16 protein-coding genes are annotated in these 14,675 nt (G+C 53.5%); 6 read left to right on the top strand and 10 right to left on the bottom strand.

The genetic code is table 11. From position 1 onward, the window contains the following. Window positions 1–43: 43 nt before the first annotated feature. The 6 genes from nanR to zapE all read right to left on the bottom strand — a co-directional run bounded on the left by nanR (window position 44) and on the right by zapE (window position 4,608). Window positions 44–826, bottom strand: coding sequence for a transcriptional regulator NanR (gene nanR / locus RW65_RS10925; RefSeq protein WP_039056769.1), 783 nt, complete (start codon window positions 824–826; stop codon window positions 44–46). Between the two features lie 102 nt (window positions 827–928). Further along, window positions 929–1,432 carry a ClpXP protease specificity-enhancing factor gene (gene sspB / locus RW65_RS10920; protein ID WP_039056768.1) on the bottom strand — a complete coding sequence of 168 codons (504 nt, stop codon included), beginning with the start codon at window positions 1,430–1,432 and terminating at the stop codon, window positions 929–931. A 4-nt stretch (window positions 1,433–1,436) separates the two neighbouring features. Continuing rightward, window positions 1,437–2,075 carry a stringent starvation protein SspA gene (gene sspA / locus RW65_RS10915; protein ID WP_039056766.1) on the bottom strand — a complete coding sequence of 213 codons (639 nt, stop codon included), beginning with the start codon at window positions 2,073–2,075 and terminating at the stop codon, window positions 1,437–1,439. Between the two features lie 310 nt (window positions 2,076–2,385). After that, window positions 2,386–2,778, bottom strand: coding sequence for a 30S ribosomal protein S9 (gene rpsI, locus RW65_RS10910; RefSeq protein ID WP_000829818.1), 393 nt, complete (start codon window positions 2,776–2,778; stop codon window positions 2,386–2,388). Between the two features lie 15 nt (window positions 2,779–2,793). Then, the gene (rplM, locus tag RW65_RS10905; RefSeq protein WP_004868222.1) at window positions 2,794–3,222 is read right to left on the bottom strand and encodes a 50S ribosomal protein L13; all 429 of its coding nucleotides are present in this window, start codon (window positions 3,220–3,222) and stop codon (window positions 2,794–2,796) included. A gap of 261 nt (window positions 3,223–3,483) precedes the next feature. After that, on the bottom strand, window positions 3,484–4,608 hold the full coding sequence (gene zapE, locus RW65_RS10900) for a cell division protein ZapE (RefSeq protein WP_039056765.1): 1,125 nt from the start codon (window positions 4,606–4,608) through the stop codon (window positions 3,484–3,486). A gap of 190 nt (window positions 4,609–4,798) precedes the next feature. Here zapE and zapG point away from each other — a divergent pair, with 190 nt between their 5' ends. From zapG to degS, 3 genes are all read left to right on the top strand, one after another. Further along, complete coding sequence (gene zapG / locus RW65_RS10895; RefSeq protein WP_039056764.1) at window positions 4,799–5,197, top strand: Z-ring associated protein ZapG; 399 nt, start codon at window positions 4,799–4,801, stop codon at window positions 5,195–5,197. Between the two features lie 170 nt (window positions 5,198–5,367). Beyond that, entirely contained in the window at window positions 5,368–6,747 is a 1,380-nt protein-coding gene (degQ, locus tag RW65_RS10890; RefSeq protein WP_039056763.1) for a serine endoprotease DegQ, read from the top strand. An 88-nt stretch (window positions 6,748–6,835) separates the two neighbouring features. After that, entirely contained in the window at window positions 6,836–7,903 is a 1,068-nt protein-coding gene (gene degS / locus RW65_RS10885) for an outer membrane-stress sensor serine endopeptidase DegS (RefSeq protein ID WP_039056762.1), read from the top strand. Window positions 7,904–7,970: 67 nt separating this feature from the next. On the opposite strand, the gene mdh is transcribed toward degS, so the two are convergent. Then, entirely contained in the window at window positions 7,971–8,909 is a 939-nt protein-coding gene (gene mdh / locus RW65_RS10880) for a malate dehydrogenase (protein WP_039056761.1), read from the bottom strand. A gap of 407 nt (window positions 8,910–9,316) precedes the next feature. On the opposite strand from mdh, the gene argR reads away from it, so the two are divergent. The 3 genes from argR to yhcN (RW65_RS10865) all read left to right on the top strand — a co-directional run bounded on the left by argR (window position 9,317) and on the right by yhcN (RW65_RS10865) (window position 10,795). After that, window positions 9,317–9,787 carry a transcriptional regulator ArgR gene (argR, locus tag RW65_RS10875; protein ID WP_039056760.1) on the top strand — a complete coding sequence of 157 codons (471 nt, stop codon included), beginning with the start codon at window positions 9,317–9,319 and terminating at the stop codon, window positions 9,785–9,787. Window positions 9,788–10,167: 380 nt separating this feature from the next. After that, window positions 10,168–10,431, top strand: coding sequence for a peroxide/acid stress response protein YhcN (gene yhcN, locus RW65_RS10870; RefSeq protein WP_039056759.1), 264 nt, complete (start codon window positions 10,168–10,170; stop codon window positions 10,429–10,431). Window positions 10,432–10,531: 100 nt separating this feature from the next. Continuing rightward, entirely contained in the window at window positions 10,532–10,795 is a 264-nt protein-coding gene (gene yhcN, locus RW65_RS10865) for a peroxide/acid stress response protein YhcN (RefSeq protein ID WP_039056758.1), read from the top strand. 61 nt (window positions 10,796–10,856) lie between these two features. On the opposite strand, the gene RW65_RS10860 is transcribed toward yhcN (RW65_RS10865), so the two are convergent. From RW65_RS10860 to aaeB, 3 genes are all read right to left on the bottom strand, one after another. Continuing rightward, window positions 10,857–11,126, bottom strand: coding sequence for a barstar family protein (locus tag RW65_RS10860; RefSeq protein ID WP_039056912.1), 270 nt, complete (start codon window positions 11,124–11,126; stop codon window positions 10,857–10,859). Window positions 11,127–11,166: 40 nt separating this feature from the next. Beyond that, on the bottom strand, window positions 11,167–12,621 hold the full coding sequence (locus RW65_RS10855) for an NAD-dependent succinate-semialdehyde dehydrogenase (protein WP_039056757.1): 1,455 nt from the start codon (window positions 12,619–12,621) through the stop codon (window positions 11,167–11,169). 82 nt (window positions 12,622–12,703) lie between these two features. Further along, window positions 12,704–14,671: a p-hydroxybenzoic acid efflux pump subunit AaeB gene (aaeB, locus tag RW65_RS10850; protein WP_039056756.1), complete on the bottom strand. Its 1,968-nt coding sequence runs from the start codon at window positions 14,669–14,671 to the stop codon at window positions 12,704–12,706. Window positions 14,672–14,675: the final 4 nt, after the last annotated feature.

Below are 14,675 nucleotides of genomic sequence, written 5' to 3'. Positions count from 1 at the left end.
ACTACAGAAGGCTTATATTGCGATCTATCTCACTAAAGGATCGTTATTTTTTTGCTTTTGAGGGCTTGCCGAAGGCGTGCCAGGTCGCGGATACGCTATTGAGATGACTCTGTAAGGCGCGATCGGCTTCGTCGGGATCGCGGCGGCGGATCGCGTCAACGATCGCAATATGCTGCCGGTAGCTTACTTCGTTGTGCTTATAAAGCGCGTCATCCGCGACTTTAGGTCTGGCAGCAATCAGCCAGTCAAGCAGCGCGACGTGGACAGCATTAAAGATCGGATTACCGGGGATCTCTGCTAGCACACGATGAAAATCGACATCGGATCGAATAAATAGCGCGTTATCATCCAGCGACTGGCTATTGATCTCCAGGGCTTTTGTCAGGCGATCGATCTGCTCGTCGCTGGCAAATTCGGCGGCATAGCGCACCAGGCTGGATTCGAAGAACAAACGCAGCTGCTCGAAATGGGCAATACCACCGGGCTGGGTCAGGAAATCTTTTGCCATGCCGGAGAGTTCACTGATGATGGTATCGGCTGAGGGCATCGAGACACGCGCACGTTCACCGTTGTTAATCTGCACCAGACCTTTGCGCTTTAACGCGGCCAGCGCTTCACGCACCGATGGGCGGCCGACGTTAAAGAACTCCATCAGTTCACGCTCGGAAGGTAACGGCTCACCCTGGGCAAACTCCTGACGACGGATCATTTGCTCCAACTCTTCTTCCACCATATCGGAGAGCTTTTTACGCGCAAGCGGACGACGTCGCAGCGCGCGACCTAAAGTGTCCGTTGAGTTTTCAGCTTTGAGATCAATTGGTTTCATAGCAGTCCAGTGCCGAAAGGGGAGAACAATTCATCATAACATAGGAAATTTAAGGTAGCGAAAAGGGGCAGAAAGCAAAACAGGCCCATCGGGCCTGTTTAATTATTTCACCACACGCAGCGATGGACGCCCACCGCGCGGCGGCGGATCGTCATCAGGGCTGTTATCCTGATCGTCCGTATGATCGGGTTTATCACCGTCGATAACCGACATTACCGTCTCGTTTTCCTGCACTGAATCGTTGTCGTCATCGTTACGGCTGACGGCCTCTTCATCGTACGCGGCTTCCGGTTCGAACATCGTTCCGGCACCGTTTTCACGGGCATATATCGCCAGCACAGCGGCCATCGGCACTTCAACCTGACGCGGAACGCCGCCGAAACGCGCGTTGAAACGCACTTCGTCGTTCGCCAGCTCCAGATTGCCTACCGCGCGCGGTGCAATGTTCAATACGATTTGCCCGTCACGTGCATATTCCATCGGCACGCGTACGCCCGGCAACGTCACATCAACTACCAGATGCGGCGTCAGCTGGTTATCCAGCAGCCATTCGTAGAAAGCCCGCAGTAAATACGGGCGGCGTGGAGACAGTTGTGACAAATCCATGCAATTAACCCCGGCCCAGGCGCATTTCGCGCTCGGCTTCTGTCAGAGAAGCGAGGAAGGAATCACGCTCGAAAACGCGCGTCATATACCCTTTCAGCTCTTTCGCACCGGTACCACTCAGTTCAATGCCCAGTACCGGCAGACGCCACAGCAGCGGAGCGAGGTAGCAATCCACCAGGCTGAACTCGTCGTTCAGGAAATAAGGTTTCTGGGTAAACAGCGGGCCAATCGCCAACAGCTCTTCACGCAGCTGCTTACGCGCCGCGTCAGCCTGCGCGCCGCTATTGTTCTGGATGATATTCATCAGCGAATACCAGTCCTTTTCAATGCGGTGCATGTACAGACGGCTCTCACCGCGCGCCACCGGATAAACCGGCATCAGCGGCGGGTGCGGGAAGCGCTCGTCCAGATATTCCATGATAATGCGTGATTCCCACAGAGTGAGTTCACGATCTACTAATGTCGGTACGCTTTGATTCGGGTTGAGGTCAATCAGATCCTGAGGAGGATTATCCTTTTCCACGTGCTCAATTTCGAAGCTGACACCTTTTTCGGCCAGCACGATTCGGACCTGATGGCTATAGATGTCCACAGGACCAGAAAACAGCGTCATTACCGAACGTTTGTTGGCAGCGACAGCCATGAAAACCTCCAGGTATATTCAGAATTTACTGCTACCGGACTTAATCGACCGGTCAGATGTTGAGTTAACTACCCGCGCGTACTGTCACTCTCGTTCAACAACAAACAAAAAATGAACAATCCCAGCCATTTGGGCAGAAAATTGGATGATAGTTTACCAGATTTTGCAGGCTTTGTGGTGAGGGGATTCTGGAAATGCTGAAAAAGAAGAAATAATCAATGAATTGCTGTGGATAAAACGATTTTTATCCATAAAAAAACCCGGCTCGCACCGGGTTTTTCGCCAATTGTTCTGCCGAAGCAGAAAGCAATTAACGTTTGGAGAACTGCGGACGACGACGTGCTTTGCGCAGACCGACTTTTTTACGTTCAACCTGACGCGCGTCACGAGTGACGAAGCCAGCTTTACGCAGTTCGGAACGCAGGGATTCGTCGTACTCCATCAGAGCGCGGGTGATACCGTGACGGATCGCACCTGCCTGACCGGAGATACCACCACCTTTAACGGTGATGTACAGATCCAGTTTTTCTACCATATCAACCAGTTCCAGCGGCTGGCGAACTACCATGCGGGCAGTTTCACGTCCGAAGTACTGTTCCAGAGAACGCTGGTTGATAACGATTTTACCGTTGCCCGGTTTAATAAACACGCGAGCGGCGGAGCTTTTGCGGCGACCAGTGCCGTAGTATTGATTTTCAGCCATTGCCTATAATCCCGATTAGATGTCAAGAACTTGCGGTTGCTGTGCCGCGTGGTTGTGCTCGTTGCCAGCGTAAACTTTCAGTTTACGGTACATAGCACGACCCAGCGGGCCTTTTGGCAGCATGCCTTTAACCGCGATTTCAATCACACGCTCAGGACGGCGGGCAATCATCTCTTCAAAGGTCGCTTCTTTGATACCACCGATGTGGCCGGTGTGGTGGTAATACATTTTGTCTTCACGCTTGTTGCCGGTTACAGCAACTTTTTCTGCGTTCAGAACGATGATGTAATCACCAGTATCAACGTGCGGAGTGTATTCCGCTTTGTGCTTACCGCGCAGGCGACGAGCCAGTTCGGAAGCCAGACGGCCCAGAGTTTTACCGGTCGCGTCAACAACATACCAGTCGCGTTTTACGGTTTCTGGTTTAGCTGTAAAAGTTTTCATTAAAAGCTTACCCAAATAATTAGTTACACGTTGGTGAACACCCAAACGTTTAGTCAGTTGAGGCTCACACGACAAAGTCCGGCAAACCTACCCCTTCGAATAGCCTATGCCAGCACAGAGAAAGTTTCGGGAAAAAAACCTTCTTGTAACGTGGGGTCGCAGGATTATAGAGAAGTCGGGGTCAAAGATCGACCCCTTTTCGTGATTTGAGGCAGGTTTTGTCGCGGGGCATGCATGCTGCACAAAGAGCAGAGCGGCGGGTTAAGGCATATGTGCGCGCTTCAAATACTCTTCGCTCTGCATCTCCTGCAGGCGCGACAAGCAGCGCTGGAATTCAAACTTCAGCCGCTCACCTTTATAGATATCATGCAGCGGCGCAGCGGCGCTGATCACCAGCTTAACGTGGCGCTCGTAGAACTCGTCCACCAGCGCGATAAAGCGCCGGGCTTCGCTCTCCATCAGTGGCGTCATCACCGGAACATCAAACAACATCACCGTATGGAAAAGCCGCGAGAGCGCAATGTAATCATGCTGGCTGCGCGCATCCACACACAGCGTGGCGAACGATACCGCCAGCGTCTGGTTTTCCACTCCCAGCGTTGGCAGCGGGCGGTGGTTAACTTCCAGCGCCGGTGCGTTCTTTCGTGCCGCACCCGCCAGCGCCAGCCACAGCTTATCCATCTTTGATGTCGTTTCAGTATCTAACGGCGTTAACCACAGGTGCGCCTGGGTGAGCGTACGCAGGCGATAATCGACACCGGCATCAACATTCATGATGTCACAGAACTGCTTAATGGCATCGATAGCCGGTAAGAAGCGCGCCCGTTGTAACCCGTTGCGATAGAGTTCATCAGGGGGAATATTCGACGTTGCCACCAGCGTAATGCCGCGGGCAAACAGCGCTTTCATCAGCCCACCAAGCAGCATGGCGTCGGTAATATCCGCCACAAAGAACTCGTCAAAACAGAGCACGTCGGTTTCGGCTTTAAACCGGTCCGCTACAATCTCCAGCGGATCGCTGTGCCCTTGCAATTGGGTCAACTCTTCGTGCACCCGCAGCATAAAGCGGTGAAAATGCAGACGCTGTTTACGCTCGCCGGGCAGGCTTTGATAAAACATATCCATTAGCCAGGTTTTACCCCGGCCCACGCCGCCCCACATATAAAGGCCACGCACGGGTGCGACCTCTTTGGGCTCGCGTTTACCGAGCAGTTTGCTAAAAGTTGCTAGCAAGCCGCTTTGCGGCGCGGCGGGTTCGCGGTGGGCGATCAGCTGCTGGTAAATAGTGTCTAAGCGTGAGACAGCTTCTTTTTGCACATCATCCGGTTGATGGCTACCCTCGTTCAGGGCATTTAAATATCGCGATGTTGGGGAAAGGCTCTGCATGGTGTGATTGTTATTCCTTGAAAATCGATCCGCCCCCACAGGGTTGACGAAAAAAAGGCCGTTCTACACTACGCGATGCTGCGTCAGGATTCCACTTCTGCACAATTAGCGGTTATAGTGGCACAATCAGGCGCAGGCAGGAGCTTGTAGCCCAACACCCTACGGAAATTAATAACAACGGGAGATGTTCATGACCTGGGAATACGCGCTAATTGGTTTGGTTGTCGGCATTATCATTGGTGCCGTGGGTATGCGTTTCGGAAACCGTAAATTGCGCCAACAACAGGCCTTGCAGTACGAACTTGAGAAGAATAAAGCGGAGCTTGAAGAGTACCGCGAAGAGTTGGTAAGCCACTTTGCCCAGAGCGCTGAGCTGCTGGATAACATGGCTCACGATTACCGCCAGCTGTATCAGCATATGGCGAAGAGTTCGAGCAGCTTGCTGCCGGAAATGTCGGCGGAAGAGAACCCGTTCCGCAACCGTCTGGCCGAGTCTGAAGCCGGTAACGATCAGGCGCCGGTGCAGATCCCGCGCGACTATTCAGAAGGCGCTTCCGGTCTGCTGCGCGGCGCTGCCGGCCGCAAATAATCGACCGTATCTCATATTTTTTGCGGGCGTGCTCGTGGCGCCCGTCCCTTCTTTAGCATCACAGCGATTATTTAGTCACCGCCTCATTGTTACCCGGTTGAAATTTCAATAACATCAAATTGTCTTTGTGGCGTCATTCCTTCCACTTCAGGTTACGAGAGCCAGGATCAATGAAGAAGCAAACCCAGCTGTTGAGTGCATTGGCGTTAAGTGTCGGGTTAACTCTCTCGGCCCCCTTTCAAAGCGTTGCGGCAATGCCGTCACAGGTTCCCGGCCAGGGCGCGCTGCCCAGCCTTGCGCCGGTGCTGGAAAAGGTGTTGCCGGCAGTGGTTAGCGTGCAGGTAGAAGGTACGGCGGTGCAGGGTCAAAAAGTCCCCGAAGAGCTGAAAAAATTCTTCGGCGAAGAGGCACCGGATCAGCCACAGGCACAGCAGCCACAGCCGTTTGAAGGCCTCGGTTCCGGGGTGATTATCGACGCCGCCAAAGGCTACGTGCTGACCAATAACCACGTTATTAACCAGGCGCAGAAAATCAGCGTGCAGTTAAATGACGGGCGTGAATTTGATGCCAAATTAATTGGTGGTGACGATCAGAGCGACATTGCCCTGCTGCAGTTACAAAACGCCAGCAACCTGACGCAGATTGCCGTCGCCGATTCCGATCAGCTGCGCGTTGGCGATTTCGTTGTGGCGGTAGGCAATCCCTTCGGCCTTGGCCAAACCGCCACATCGGGGATTGTCTCGGCGTTGGGCCGCAGCGGCCTGAATCTTGAAGGGCTGGAGAACTTTATCCAGACCGATGCCTCTATCAATCGCGGAAACTCCGGCGGCGCGCTGCTCAATCTCAACGGCGAGTTGATTGGTATTAACACCGCCATTCTCGCCCCCGCCGGCGGCAGCGTCGGTATCGGCTTTGCTATCCCAAGCAATATGGCGCAAACCCTTTCCCGTCAGCTGATTCAGTTTGGCGAAATCAAACGCGGCCTGCTGGGTATTAAAGGCATGGAAATGAGCGCGGATATCGCCAAAGCTTTTAATCTGAACGTGCAGCGCGGCGCGTTTGTCAGCGAAGTGCTGCCGAACTCTGGCTCGGCGAAAGCGGGGATTAAATCAGGCGATGTGATTGTTAGCCTGAACGGCAAGCCGCTGAGCAGCTTCGCCGAACTGCGTTCGCGTATCGCCACCACGGAACCAGGCTCGAAAGTTAAGCTGGGTCTGCTGCGCGACGGTAAACCGTTGGATGTCGACGTGACCCTTGATAAAAGCACCTCATCGTCCGCCAGCGCCGAGCTGATCTCGCCTTCACTGCAGGGCGCAGAGTTCAGCGACGGCCAGCTTAAAGACGGCACCAAAGGCATTATCGTGGGTAATGTAGAGAAAGGTAGCGCCGCAGCGCAGGCCGGTCTGCATAAAGATGATGTGATCATTGGCGTCAATCGGGATCGCGTACAGTCGATTGCGGAAATGCGCAAAGTGCTGGAAGCGAAGCCTGCCGTCATGGCACTGCATATCATGCGTGGCAACGACAGCATCTACCTCCTGCTGCGCTAGGCCCTTCTCACGCCGGGCATCACCTTACGTGTGATGTCCGGAAAACTCATGTTATGCTTGGCGCACTTCTTTTAATGACTATCCCATCATGTATGTGAAGCTTTTACGTTCCGTAGCAATCGGTTTGGTTGTTGGTGGATTGATCATCGCCGCCATGCCTTCGCTGCGTAAAAATATTCCGCTCGCGACGCCGCATATTGACAGCGCCGATGAAACGCCAGCCAGTTACAATCCGGCGGTTCGTCGCGCTGCGCCTGCGGTAGTGAACGTCTATAACCGTAGCCTGAATAGCTCCACGCACGATCGCCTCGAAATTCGCACCCTCGGATCCGGCGTTATCATGGATCAACGTGGCTATATCATCACCAACAAGCATGTGATCAACGATGCCGACCAAATCATCGTTGCGCTGCAGGATGGCCGGGTGTTTGAAGCGTTACTGGTTGGCTCGGATACGCTGACGGATCTGGCGGTACTGAAGATCAACGCCAACGGCGGTCTTCCGGTGATCCCGATCAACACCAAACGCACGCCGCATATCGGCGATGTGGTGCTGGCGATCGGTAACCCGTACAACCTGGGCCAAACGACCACCCAGGGTATTATTAGCGCCACCGGCCGTATTGGCCTGAACCCCAGCGGGCGACAAAACTTTCTCCAGACTGATGCCTCCATTAACCACGGTAACTCCGGCGGCGCGCTGGTAAATTCGCTGGGTGAACTGATGGGGATTAATACCCTTTCGTTTGATAAAAGTAACGACGGCGAAACGCCGGAAGGGATTGGCTTCGCCATCCCCTTCCAGCTGGCCACCAAAATTATGGATAAGCTTATCCGTGACGGTCGCGTCATCCGTGGTTATATCGGTATTGGCGGCCGGGAGATAGCCCCGTTGCATACGCAGGGCGGCGGTATCGATCCGATTCAGGGGATTGTCGTCAACGAAGTTTCGCCTGGCGGCCCGGCAGCGCGCGCGGGCATGCAGGTCAATGATGTGATCACCTCGGTGAACGGTAAACCTGCCGTTTCTGCTCTTGAGACCATGGATCAGGTCGCGGAAATTCGCCCCGGCTCCGACATCCCGGTCGAAGTGATGCGTGACGATAAGAAACTCACCTTCAAGGTCACCATTCAGGAATATCCGGCCACCAACTGACCGGCATAAAAAAACCGGAGCAATAGCAGGCTCCGGTTTTTTTTCCTGCGCAGCAGGCTAATCAGGCTTAACGATTGACGAAATCGACACCCAACTCAATGTCTTTTTTCAGCGTGTCCAGCATGCCTTCCAGCGCCTGCTGTTCATAGGCGCTGAGCTTACCGATAGCATGACGCTCTTCGATACCATTTTGACCCAGCAGCAGCGGCTGTGAGAAGAAACGCGCGTATTCGCCGTCGCCTTCAACATAGGCACATTCAACAATGCCTTTCTCGCCCTGCATCGCACGCACCAGCGATAAACCGAAACGCGCGGCGGCCTGGCCCATAGACAGCGTCGCAGACCCGCCACCGGCTTTGGCTTCCACCACTTCGGTACCGGCATTCTGAATACGTTTGGTCAGATCGGCCACTTCCTGCTCGCTGAAAGTCACGCCTGGGATCTGCGACAACAGCGGAAGGATTGTCACGCCTGAGTGACCGCCGATAACCGGAACTTCGATATCCGTAGGCTGTTTGCCTTTCAGTTCCGCCACGAAGGTATTCGAGCGAATGATGTCCAGCGTGGTGACGCCGAATAGTTTGTTCTTATCGTAAACGCCGGCTTTTTTCAGCACTTCTGCGGCAATCGCCACCGTCGTGTTTACCGGGTTGGTGATAATGCCGATACAGGCTTTCGGTGCGGTTTTTGCCACCTGAGCGACCAGGTTTTTGACGATACCGGCGTTAACGTTAAACAGGTCGGAGCGATCCATACCCGGTTTACGCGCCACCCCAGCAGAAATCAGCACCACATCCGCACCTTCCAGCGCAGGCGTTGCATCGTCGCCGGAGAATCCTTTGATATTCACTGCGGTAGGGATGTGGCTGAGGTCAACAGCAACCCCGGGGGTCACAGGTGCGATATCGTAGAGGGAGAGTTCTGAACCTGAAGGCAGTTGTGTTTTCAGTAGTAGGGCGAGCGCTTGACCGATACCGCCGGCCGCGCCGAGGACTGCGACTTTCATCCTAAACTCCTTATTATGGTTAGCTAAATATTTCGTTACTCCGTTGCGGCGACCTTAATCCACCCTGGTAATTATGACAATAAGCGCGCCAAAATAGTGCGGCACAGCCCACTGTTACGATTTTATAAAGGGTAGATATGACCGTCAGATCGGCAATCTAAGCAACTAACACTCAGAGTTTATAATATAGCTGGGTTATTCACCAAAATAACATCAACTTTATAACATTTAATTTACTTTTTAATCTTATTTGCGAACCAGGACACATGTGGCTGTGCTTGCGCCCAGGATTTGTTAAACTTCGCGACTTCTCAGCAGTTTTCAACTTTTCCTCGCGAGATTGTTTGCATAAAAATTCATCAATATGCATAATAATGTTGTTTTCACGGCCATATTACGGGTGACTTATGCGAAGCTCGGCAAAACAAGAAGAATTAATCAAAGCGTTCAAAGCGCTGCTTAAAGAAGAGAAATTCAGTTCTCAAGGCGAAATTGTTCAGGCTCTGCAAGAAGAGGGCTTCGACAATATCAATCAGTCTAAAGTCTCGCGCATGCTGACCAAATTCGGTGCGGTACGCACCCGCAATGCGAAGATGGAAATGGTCTACTGCCTGCCAATTGAACTGGGCGTGCCTACTACCTCCAGCCCGCTGAAAAATTTGGTGCTGGATATTGATTACAACGATGCGGTGGTGGTTATCCATACCAGCCCCGGCGCTGCACAGCTGATTGCACGCCTGCTGGACTCGCTGGGCAAGGCCGAAGGCATCCTTGGCACCATCGCCGGCGATGACACGATTTTCACCACCCCGGCGAAAGGCTTCACGGTGAAAGATCTGTACGAAGCCATTCTGGTGCTGTTCGAACAAGAGCTCTAATCCGCCCCTTCCCCCCGGCTTCGGTCGCGGGGGGATGTTCGGTTATTTACCCAAAACGTCGATTTTTCCCCTGCCGAAAAGTTAGCAGTTAGTGCGATCCATGGTTTGTTAAACCTTTCGCAGGGCATACTACCGCACAAAAAATCAAATCATCATAACCTACTGAATTGCTTACCTATGCGTACTTAATTCTGCCGCAACACTCCTCCTTTTATGCCTTTTTGGAATAAAAGCCTGCTCCACTTATTTGCTTTATATATGGTTATAATTAGCCTGGTATTAATTTTTTGGGTGATTAGTGTATACTTGATTTTGTGATGCAGATCACTAAAAACGATCCTGCGAAAAATTAAAGAAAAGAATACGACGAGGTAAGAGAAATGAATATTAAATCAACTGTCGCAACACTGAGCGTTCTTTCAGCACTGTCATTTGGCGCTTTCGCTGCAGATTCTATTAACGCCGACCAGGCACAATCCCGCGAGTCGCTGGGTACCGTCTCCATTGGTCGCGTTAACGCTTCTCCGATGGACATGAACGCACAGCTGAGCAAAAAAGCGGAAGAAAAAGGCGCATCAGCCTATCGCATTATCGAAGCGCGCAGCGGCGACCAGTGGCACGCAACGGCTGAACTGTACAAATAAGTTTTACCGAAAACCCTATGAATCGTTACTCAACGGCTCAGGCATAAAAATAGCCCTTCACTCCATCTCGCCGTTGAGCCGCTCTTAAAGGAGACAAACAATGAAACGTAATCTCATCATCGCATCCCTTGGCTTTGCATCGCTGGTTTCTTTTGCTGCCGGTGCTGCAACGCTTGTAACGAACGATCAGGCCAGTAACCTGCAATCTATGGGTAATATTACCGTTTCTCAAAAAGCGGGTGTACCTATGGACATCCGTCAGGAGATCTCTGATAAAGCCGATCGGGCAGGTGCCAGCAGCTACCGTATTATCGAAGCGCGTACGGGTGATAGCACCCACATTACCGCTGAAATGTATAAATAAACCCTCGTCGTCTTGTCCGACGACTTGCCCCTGGCCATCAGGGGCTTTTTTTTACCTTCATTCAGCGGACGTTAAAACGCAGTTCCCCTTCCAGCTCCTCTTCCGCCTCATCAAACAGTAAAATAAGCGCGCCAAAGAGCCGACGTTTTTTCTCTGGCAGATGAATAAATTCAATCTCCAGCGGCAGGGGCAACGCCCCAGCCATCACCGTGTCCCAAAGGGAATCCAGATCGTGAATTTTCTCGCGCTGCAGCGCGAACCGGTGGCAAAACTCGCTGTAAAAAGCATTTTGGTCGTCAATATTTTTAAAATCGAAGGTATAGATATTCATGTCCATTAGTCCAACGGAGCGGCAAACGCCGCCCGCCTGATTACAATCCCCCAAGGTGCAGAGTTTTTACTTGCAGAAACTCTTCCAGACCCAGCACAGAACCTTCCCGCCCAAGCCCCGACTCCTTCACCCCGCCGAACGGCCCCAGTTCCGTGGATACCGCACATTCGTTAATCCCGATCATGCCGCTTTCCAGCGCCTGCGAAACGCGGAAAACCCGCTGTAAGTTTTGGGTGTAGAAATAGGCCGCCAGACCAAATGGCGTCGCATTAGCCCGTTTCACCACTTCCTCTTCGCTGGTAAAACGGAAACAGGCGGCTACCGGGCCGAAAGTCTCCTCCTGAGCCAGTTTCATACCATCGCTGCAGTTCCCCAGCACCGTGGGCTGCCAGAAATTACCACCCAGGCTGTGCGCCTTGCCGCCGGCTAACACTTTTGCCCCTTTCGCCACCGCATCATCCACATGCTCGCGCACTTTATCCACTGCCGATGGCTCAATCAGCGGCCCGACCACTACGCCCTCTTCAAGCCCGTTGCCGACTTTCAACGCACTGACGGCGTCGGCGAGTTTTTGTGTAAACGTGTCATAGACAGATTCGTGAATAAAGAAGCGGTTAACGCTGACGCAAACTTGCCCGGCGTTACGGAATTTATTCGCCACTGCGCCCTGCACGGCGGCATCAATATCGGCATCATCAAAAACGATATAAGGCGCGTTGCCGCCCAGCTCCATCGATACTTTCTTCATGGTTTCCGCCGCGTTGCGCACCAGGGTTTTCCCCACCGCCGTTGAACCGGTAAAGGAGATTTTACGCACCTCATGGCTGGCCATAATCGCATCGCTAATTTCTGACGTGTTCCCGGCGACCGCGTTCAGTACACCGTCCGGCACGCCGGCTTTTTTCGCCAGCGCCAGAAGCGCAAAAGCGCTCAGGGGCGTGTTATTCGCCGGTTTAATCACGCCGGTACAGCCAGCAGCCAGCGCGGGCCCGAGCTTGCGCGTCAGCATCGCCATCGGGAAGTTCCATGGCGTTATCGCCGCGACCACACCCACGGGTTCACGGGTCGCCAGGATGCGCGAGCCGGGTTTAACCGGTGGGATAATTTCACCGTTAGCGCGTTTCGCCTGCTCCGCGAACCATTGAATAAAGCTGGCAGCGTACTCCACTTCGCCTTCGGCCTCTTTTACCGGCTTGCCCTGTTCGCTGGTCATCAGCCTTGCCAGCCAGCTTTTGTTCTCAATAATCAGTTCATACCAGCGATACAAAATAGCGGAGCGCTGTTTAGCGGTGGTTGCCCGCCACGCGGGAAAGGCGCGCGTGGCGGCGGCAATCGCTTCTTCGGTCTCGCGCTTGCCGGCTTTGGCGACTTTGGCGATGGTTTCACCGGTAGCCGGATTCAACACATCGAAAGTGGTATCCAGTGTTTTCCAGACACCGTCAACGAAATAGCCGGTCTGGAATAGCGTATTGTCCTGCAGTGCCTGCGTTGTCATTACTTCTCCCACTCGTCAGTTTTTAAAAGCTTTTACAAAGTATAGCCATAAAAAAACCGACGCTTCGGGCGTCGGTTTTGCATTAACTGCTGGTGAGCGCATGCTGGTATTTATGCAGCATGCCCGTTAACCGGTGAACCGGTTCCGTCACCTGCGGCGGCGCGTTCCAGTGATGCAGTTTATGCTGATAGATATCCAGTTCTTCCAGTAACTGGGTGAAATACCGACGACGTTTGGTGTCGCTACCCGCAGCAATCACTTGCGAAGCCGTGCGCCGTAGCTGGCGGTGGAACGCCGAAAGATCGTCATTGACGGGCACCGGCGCATCGCGCAGTCGCTGGTGAGCAATGATCAACGTCAGAGCGAGGCGGAACTTCGCCACATCTCCGGGAAATTTATTCAGCAACAAAAAGAGCTGTTGATAGAGGGCGGGCAAGTGGTTCTCTTTGCGCCGCGCCGTATTAGTGGTCATCGCCGAAACCGCGGCGGAGACAAACTGGTTAAGCAGCATGCGCCCGGTTTGTGCCTGCGTGTTATCGCGTATCAGCAATAGCACGACCATGGCGAGGATCACCCCAACCAGTTGTCCCAGCGCACTGTCGAGGAACAGGCTGAATTTAAAGGTCATCGGATTATCCAGCACCAGAACATTTATCGTGCCCGCAAGCGTTGCCATTGATCCCAGCCGGCGCTTTTGCACCTCAATCCCGATGAAGAAAGCCAGCACCGCAAGGCTAATACAGAGCAGCAGCATGCTTTGTTGCGTAGAAGGCAGCACCACAAGGTAATAAAACGATCCAATCGGCAGCGCCCACAGCATGCCGTAGATAAAGTCTTTCGCCACCATTTTGGGGTTGGGCAAACGCATCGCCAGCGAGGTGACCACCGCGATCATCACCATCGTGCCGCTACCCGATGTCCAGCCGGTCCACAGCCAGAACAGCGTGCCCAGCATGCATGACAGCGTGGTTCGCCAGAAGTTAACCATAGCATGGTGGCGCTCGGCCGATTCCGCTCTGACCTCCACTTCGCCCTGCAACACGTCTTCTTCGACGGCGCTGATTTTCGTGTTGCCGATAACGCCGCGTTTTAACAGCAGATAGCGTGTTGCCGCACCCACCCAGCTATAAATAGTGACCGGCGTTTCCCGCTCGCCGGTCCAGGCAATCACCCGCCGCATTCTTTTCAGCTGCTTATGCATCTCCTGCACAGTTTCGACAGGCTCCTCGAACAGCTCGCGAAACGTATCTGTAACCAACTCCGGGCGCGTGTTCTGGATAAGATAGGTTTCACACGCTTGTGTAATAAGCGTCAGCGATAAGGTATTAATAGCTTTAAGACGGCGGTTGGCACGTCCCCAGCGGGACGACTCAATTTTCAGGTTGCTGCGCATACCATCAAGCGCGGCGGTACGGCGCACCAGCGCGGCCCAGGCTTTATCCACCTCTTCGCTATCGCCATGCTTAATGCACAGCTGCATCAGTTGATAGTGGGCAAGCAGCAGGCTATCCAGTTCGCGGTCAATTTCCTGTTTCACGGAGCGTGGGGAGAAGAGCAGATCGGCAACAATAGCGCAGAGAATACCCATCACGATTTCACTACAGCGCTCAACGGCATATTGTGGGGCCAGCACCGGATCGACCTGGATGGTAACGGCGATAATTAATGCCGTATAACCCGCCAGCCCCCAGGCATAAGAGTTCTCAACGCGCACCAGCGACGAAACCCAGGTACAAAAACCGGCCCAGATACAGCACACCATCAGCATTAGCAGCGGCGTGCGGATCAGCATGATGATAATTGTCAGCCCGGCGATACAGCCGATAAAGGTGCCGACAATACGCAGCATGCCGCGGTAACGAATCGCCCCGGAATAGGGTTCGCCCCCGGCGGCGAAAGCCGGGCCCGCCGCGACAATGGCCGCAGTCAGCACGGCCCAACGCGGGGTTTCAAGCTGAAAGTGAAAGCCGACAAACAGCGCCAGCACCACCGCAAAGGCCAACTTGAAAGCAAAGCGCAAATGCTGGCTGGCAATTGTAAACAGCCCCATAGCC

The organism is Enterobacter sp. Bisph1 (assembly GCF_000814905.1).
Taxonomy (GTDB): Bacteria; Pseudomonadota; Gammaproteobacteria; order Enterobacterales; family Enterobacteriaceae; genus Kosakonia.
This window is presented reverse-complemented; position numbering and strand designations above follow the sequence as displayed.

Excerpts from the sequence above, each read along its gene's own strand:
- degQ (WP_039056763.1), top strand. The coding sequence starts at position 5,368 with ATGAAGAAGCAAACCCAGCTGTTGAGTGCATTGGCGTTAAGTGTCGGG.
- yhcN (WP_039056758.1), top strand. The coding sequence starts at position 10,532 with ATGAAACGTAATCTCATCATCGCATCCCTTGGCTTTGCATCGCTGGTT.
- rpsI (WP_000829818.1), bottom strand. The coding sequence starts at position 2,778 with ATGGCTGAAAATCAATACTACGGCACTGGTCGCCGCAAAAGCTCCGCC.
- aaeB (WP_039056756.1), bottom strand. The coding sequence starts at position 14,671 with ATGGGGCTGTTTACAATTGCCAGCCAGCATTTGCGCTTTGCTTTCAAG.
- yhcN (WP_039056759.1), top strand. The coding sequence starts at position 10,168 with ATGAATATTAAATCAACTGTCGCAACACTGAGCGTTCTTTCAGCACTG.
- nanR (WP_039056769.1), bottom strand. The coding sequence starts at position 826 with ATGAAACCAATTGATCTCAAAGCTGAAAACTCAACGGACACTTTAGGT.
- sspB (WP_039056768.1), bottom strand. The coding sequence starts at position 1,432 with ATGGATTTGTCACAACTGTCTCCACGCCGCCCGTATTTACTGCGGGCT.
- zapE (WP_039056765.1), bottom strand. The coding sequence starts at position 4,608 with ATGCAGAGCCTTTCCCCAACATCGCGATATTTAAATGCCCTGAACGAG.
- mdh (WP_039056761.1), bottom strand. The coding sequence starts at position 8,909 with ATGAAAGTCGCAGTCCTCGGCGCGGCCGGCGGTATCGGTCAAGCGCTC.
- zapG (WP_039056764.1), top strand. The coding sequence starts at position 4,799 with ATGACCTGGGAATACGCGCTAATTGGTTTGGTTGTCGGCATTATCATT.
- rplM (WP_004868222.1), bottom strand. The coding sequence starts at position 3,222 with ATGAAAACTTTTACAGCTAAACCAGAAACCGTAAAACGCGACTGGTAT.
- degS (WP_039056762.1), top strand. The coding sequence starts at position 6,836 with ATGTATGTGAAGCTTTTACGTTCCGTAGCAATCGGTTTGGTTGTTGGT.
- argR (WP_039056760.1), top strand. The coding sequence starts at position 9,317 with ATGCGAAGCTCGGCAAAACAAGAAGAATTAATCAAAGCGTTCAAAGCG.
- sspA (WP_039056766.1), bottom strand. The coding sequence starts at position 2,075 with ATGGCTGTCGCTGCCAACAAACGTTCGGTAATGACGCTGTTTTCTGGT.
- RW65_RS10860 (WP_039056912.1), bottom strand. The coding sequence starts at position 11,126 with ATGAATATCTATACCTTCGATTTTAAAAATATTGACGACCAAAATGCT.
- RW65_RS10855 (WP_039056757.1), bottom strand. The coding sequence starts at position 12,621 with ATGACAACGCAGGCACTGCAGGACAATACGCTATTCCAGACCGGCTAT.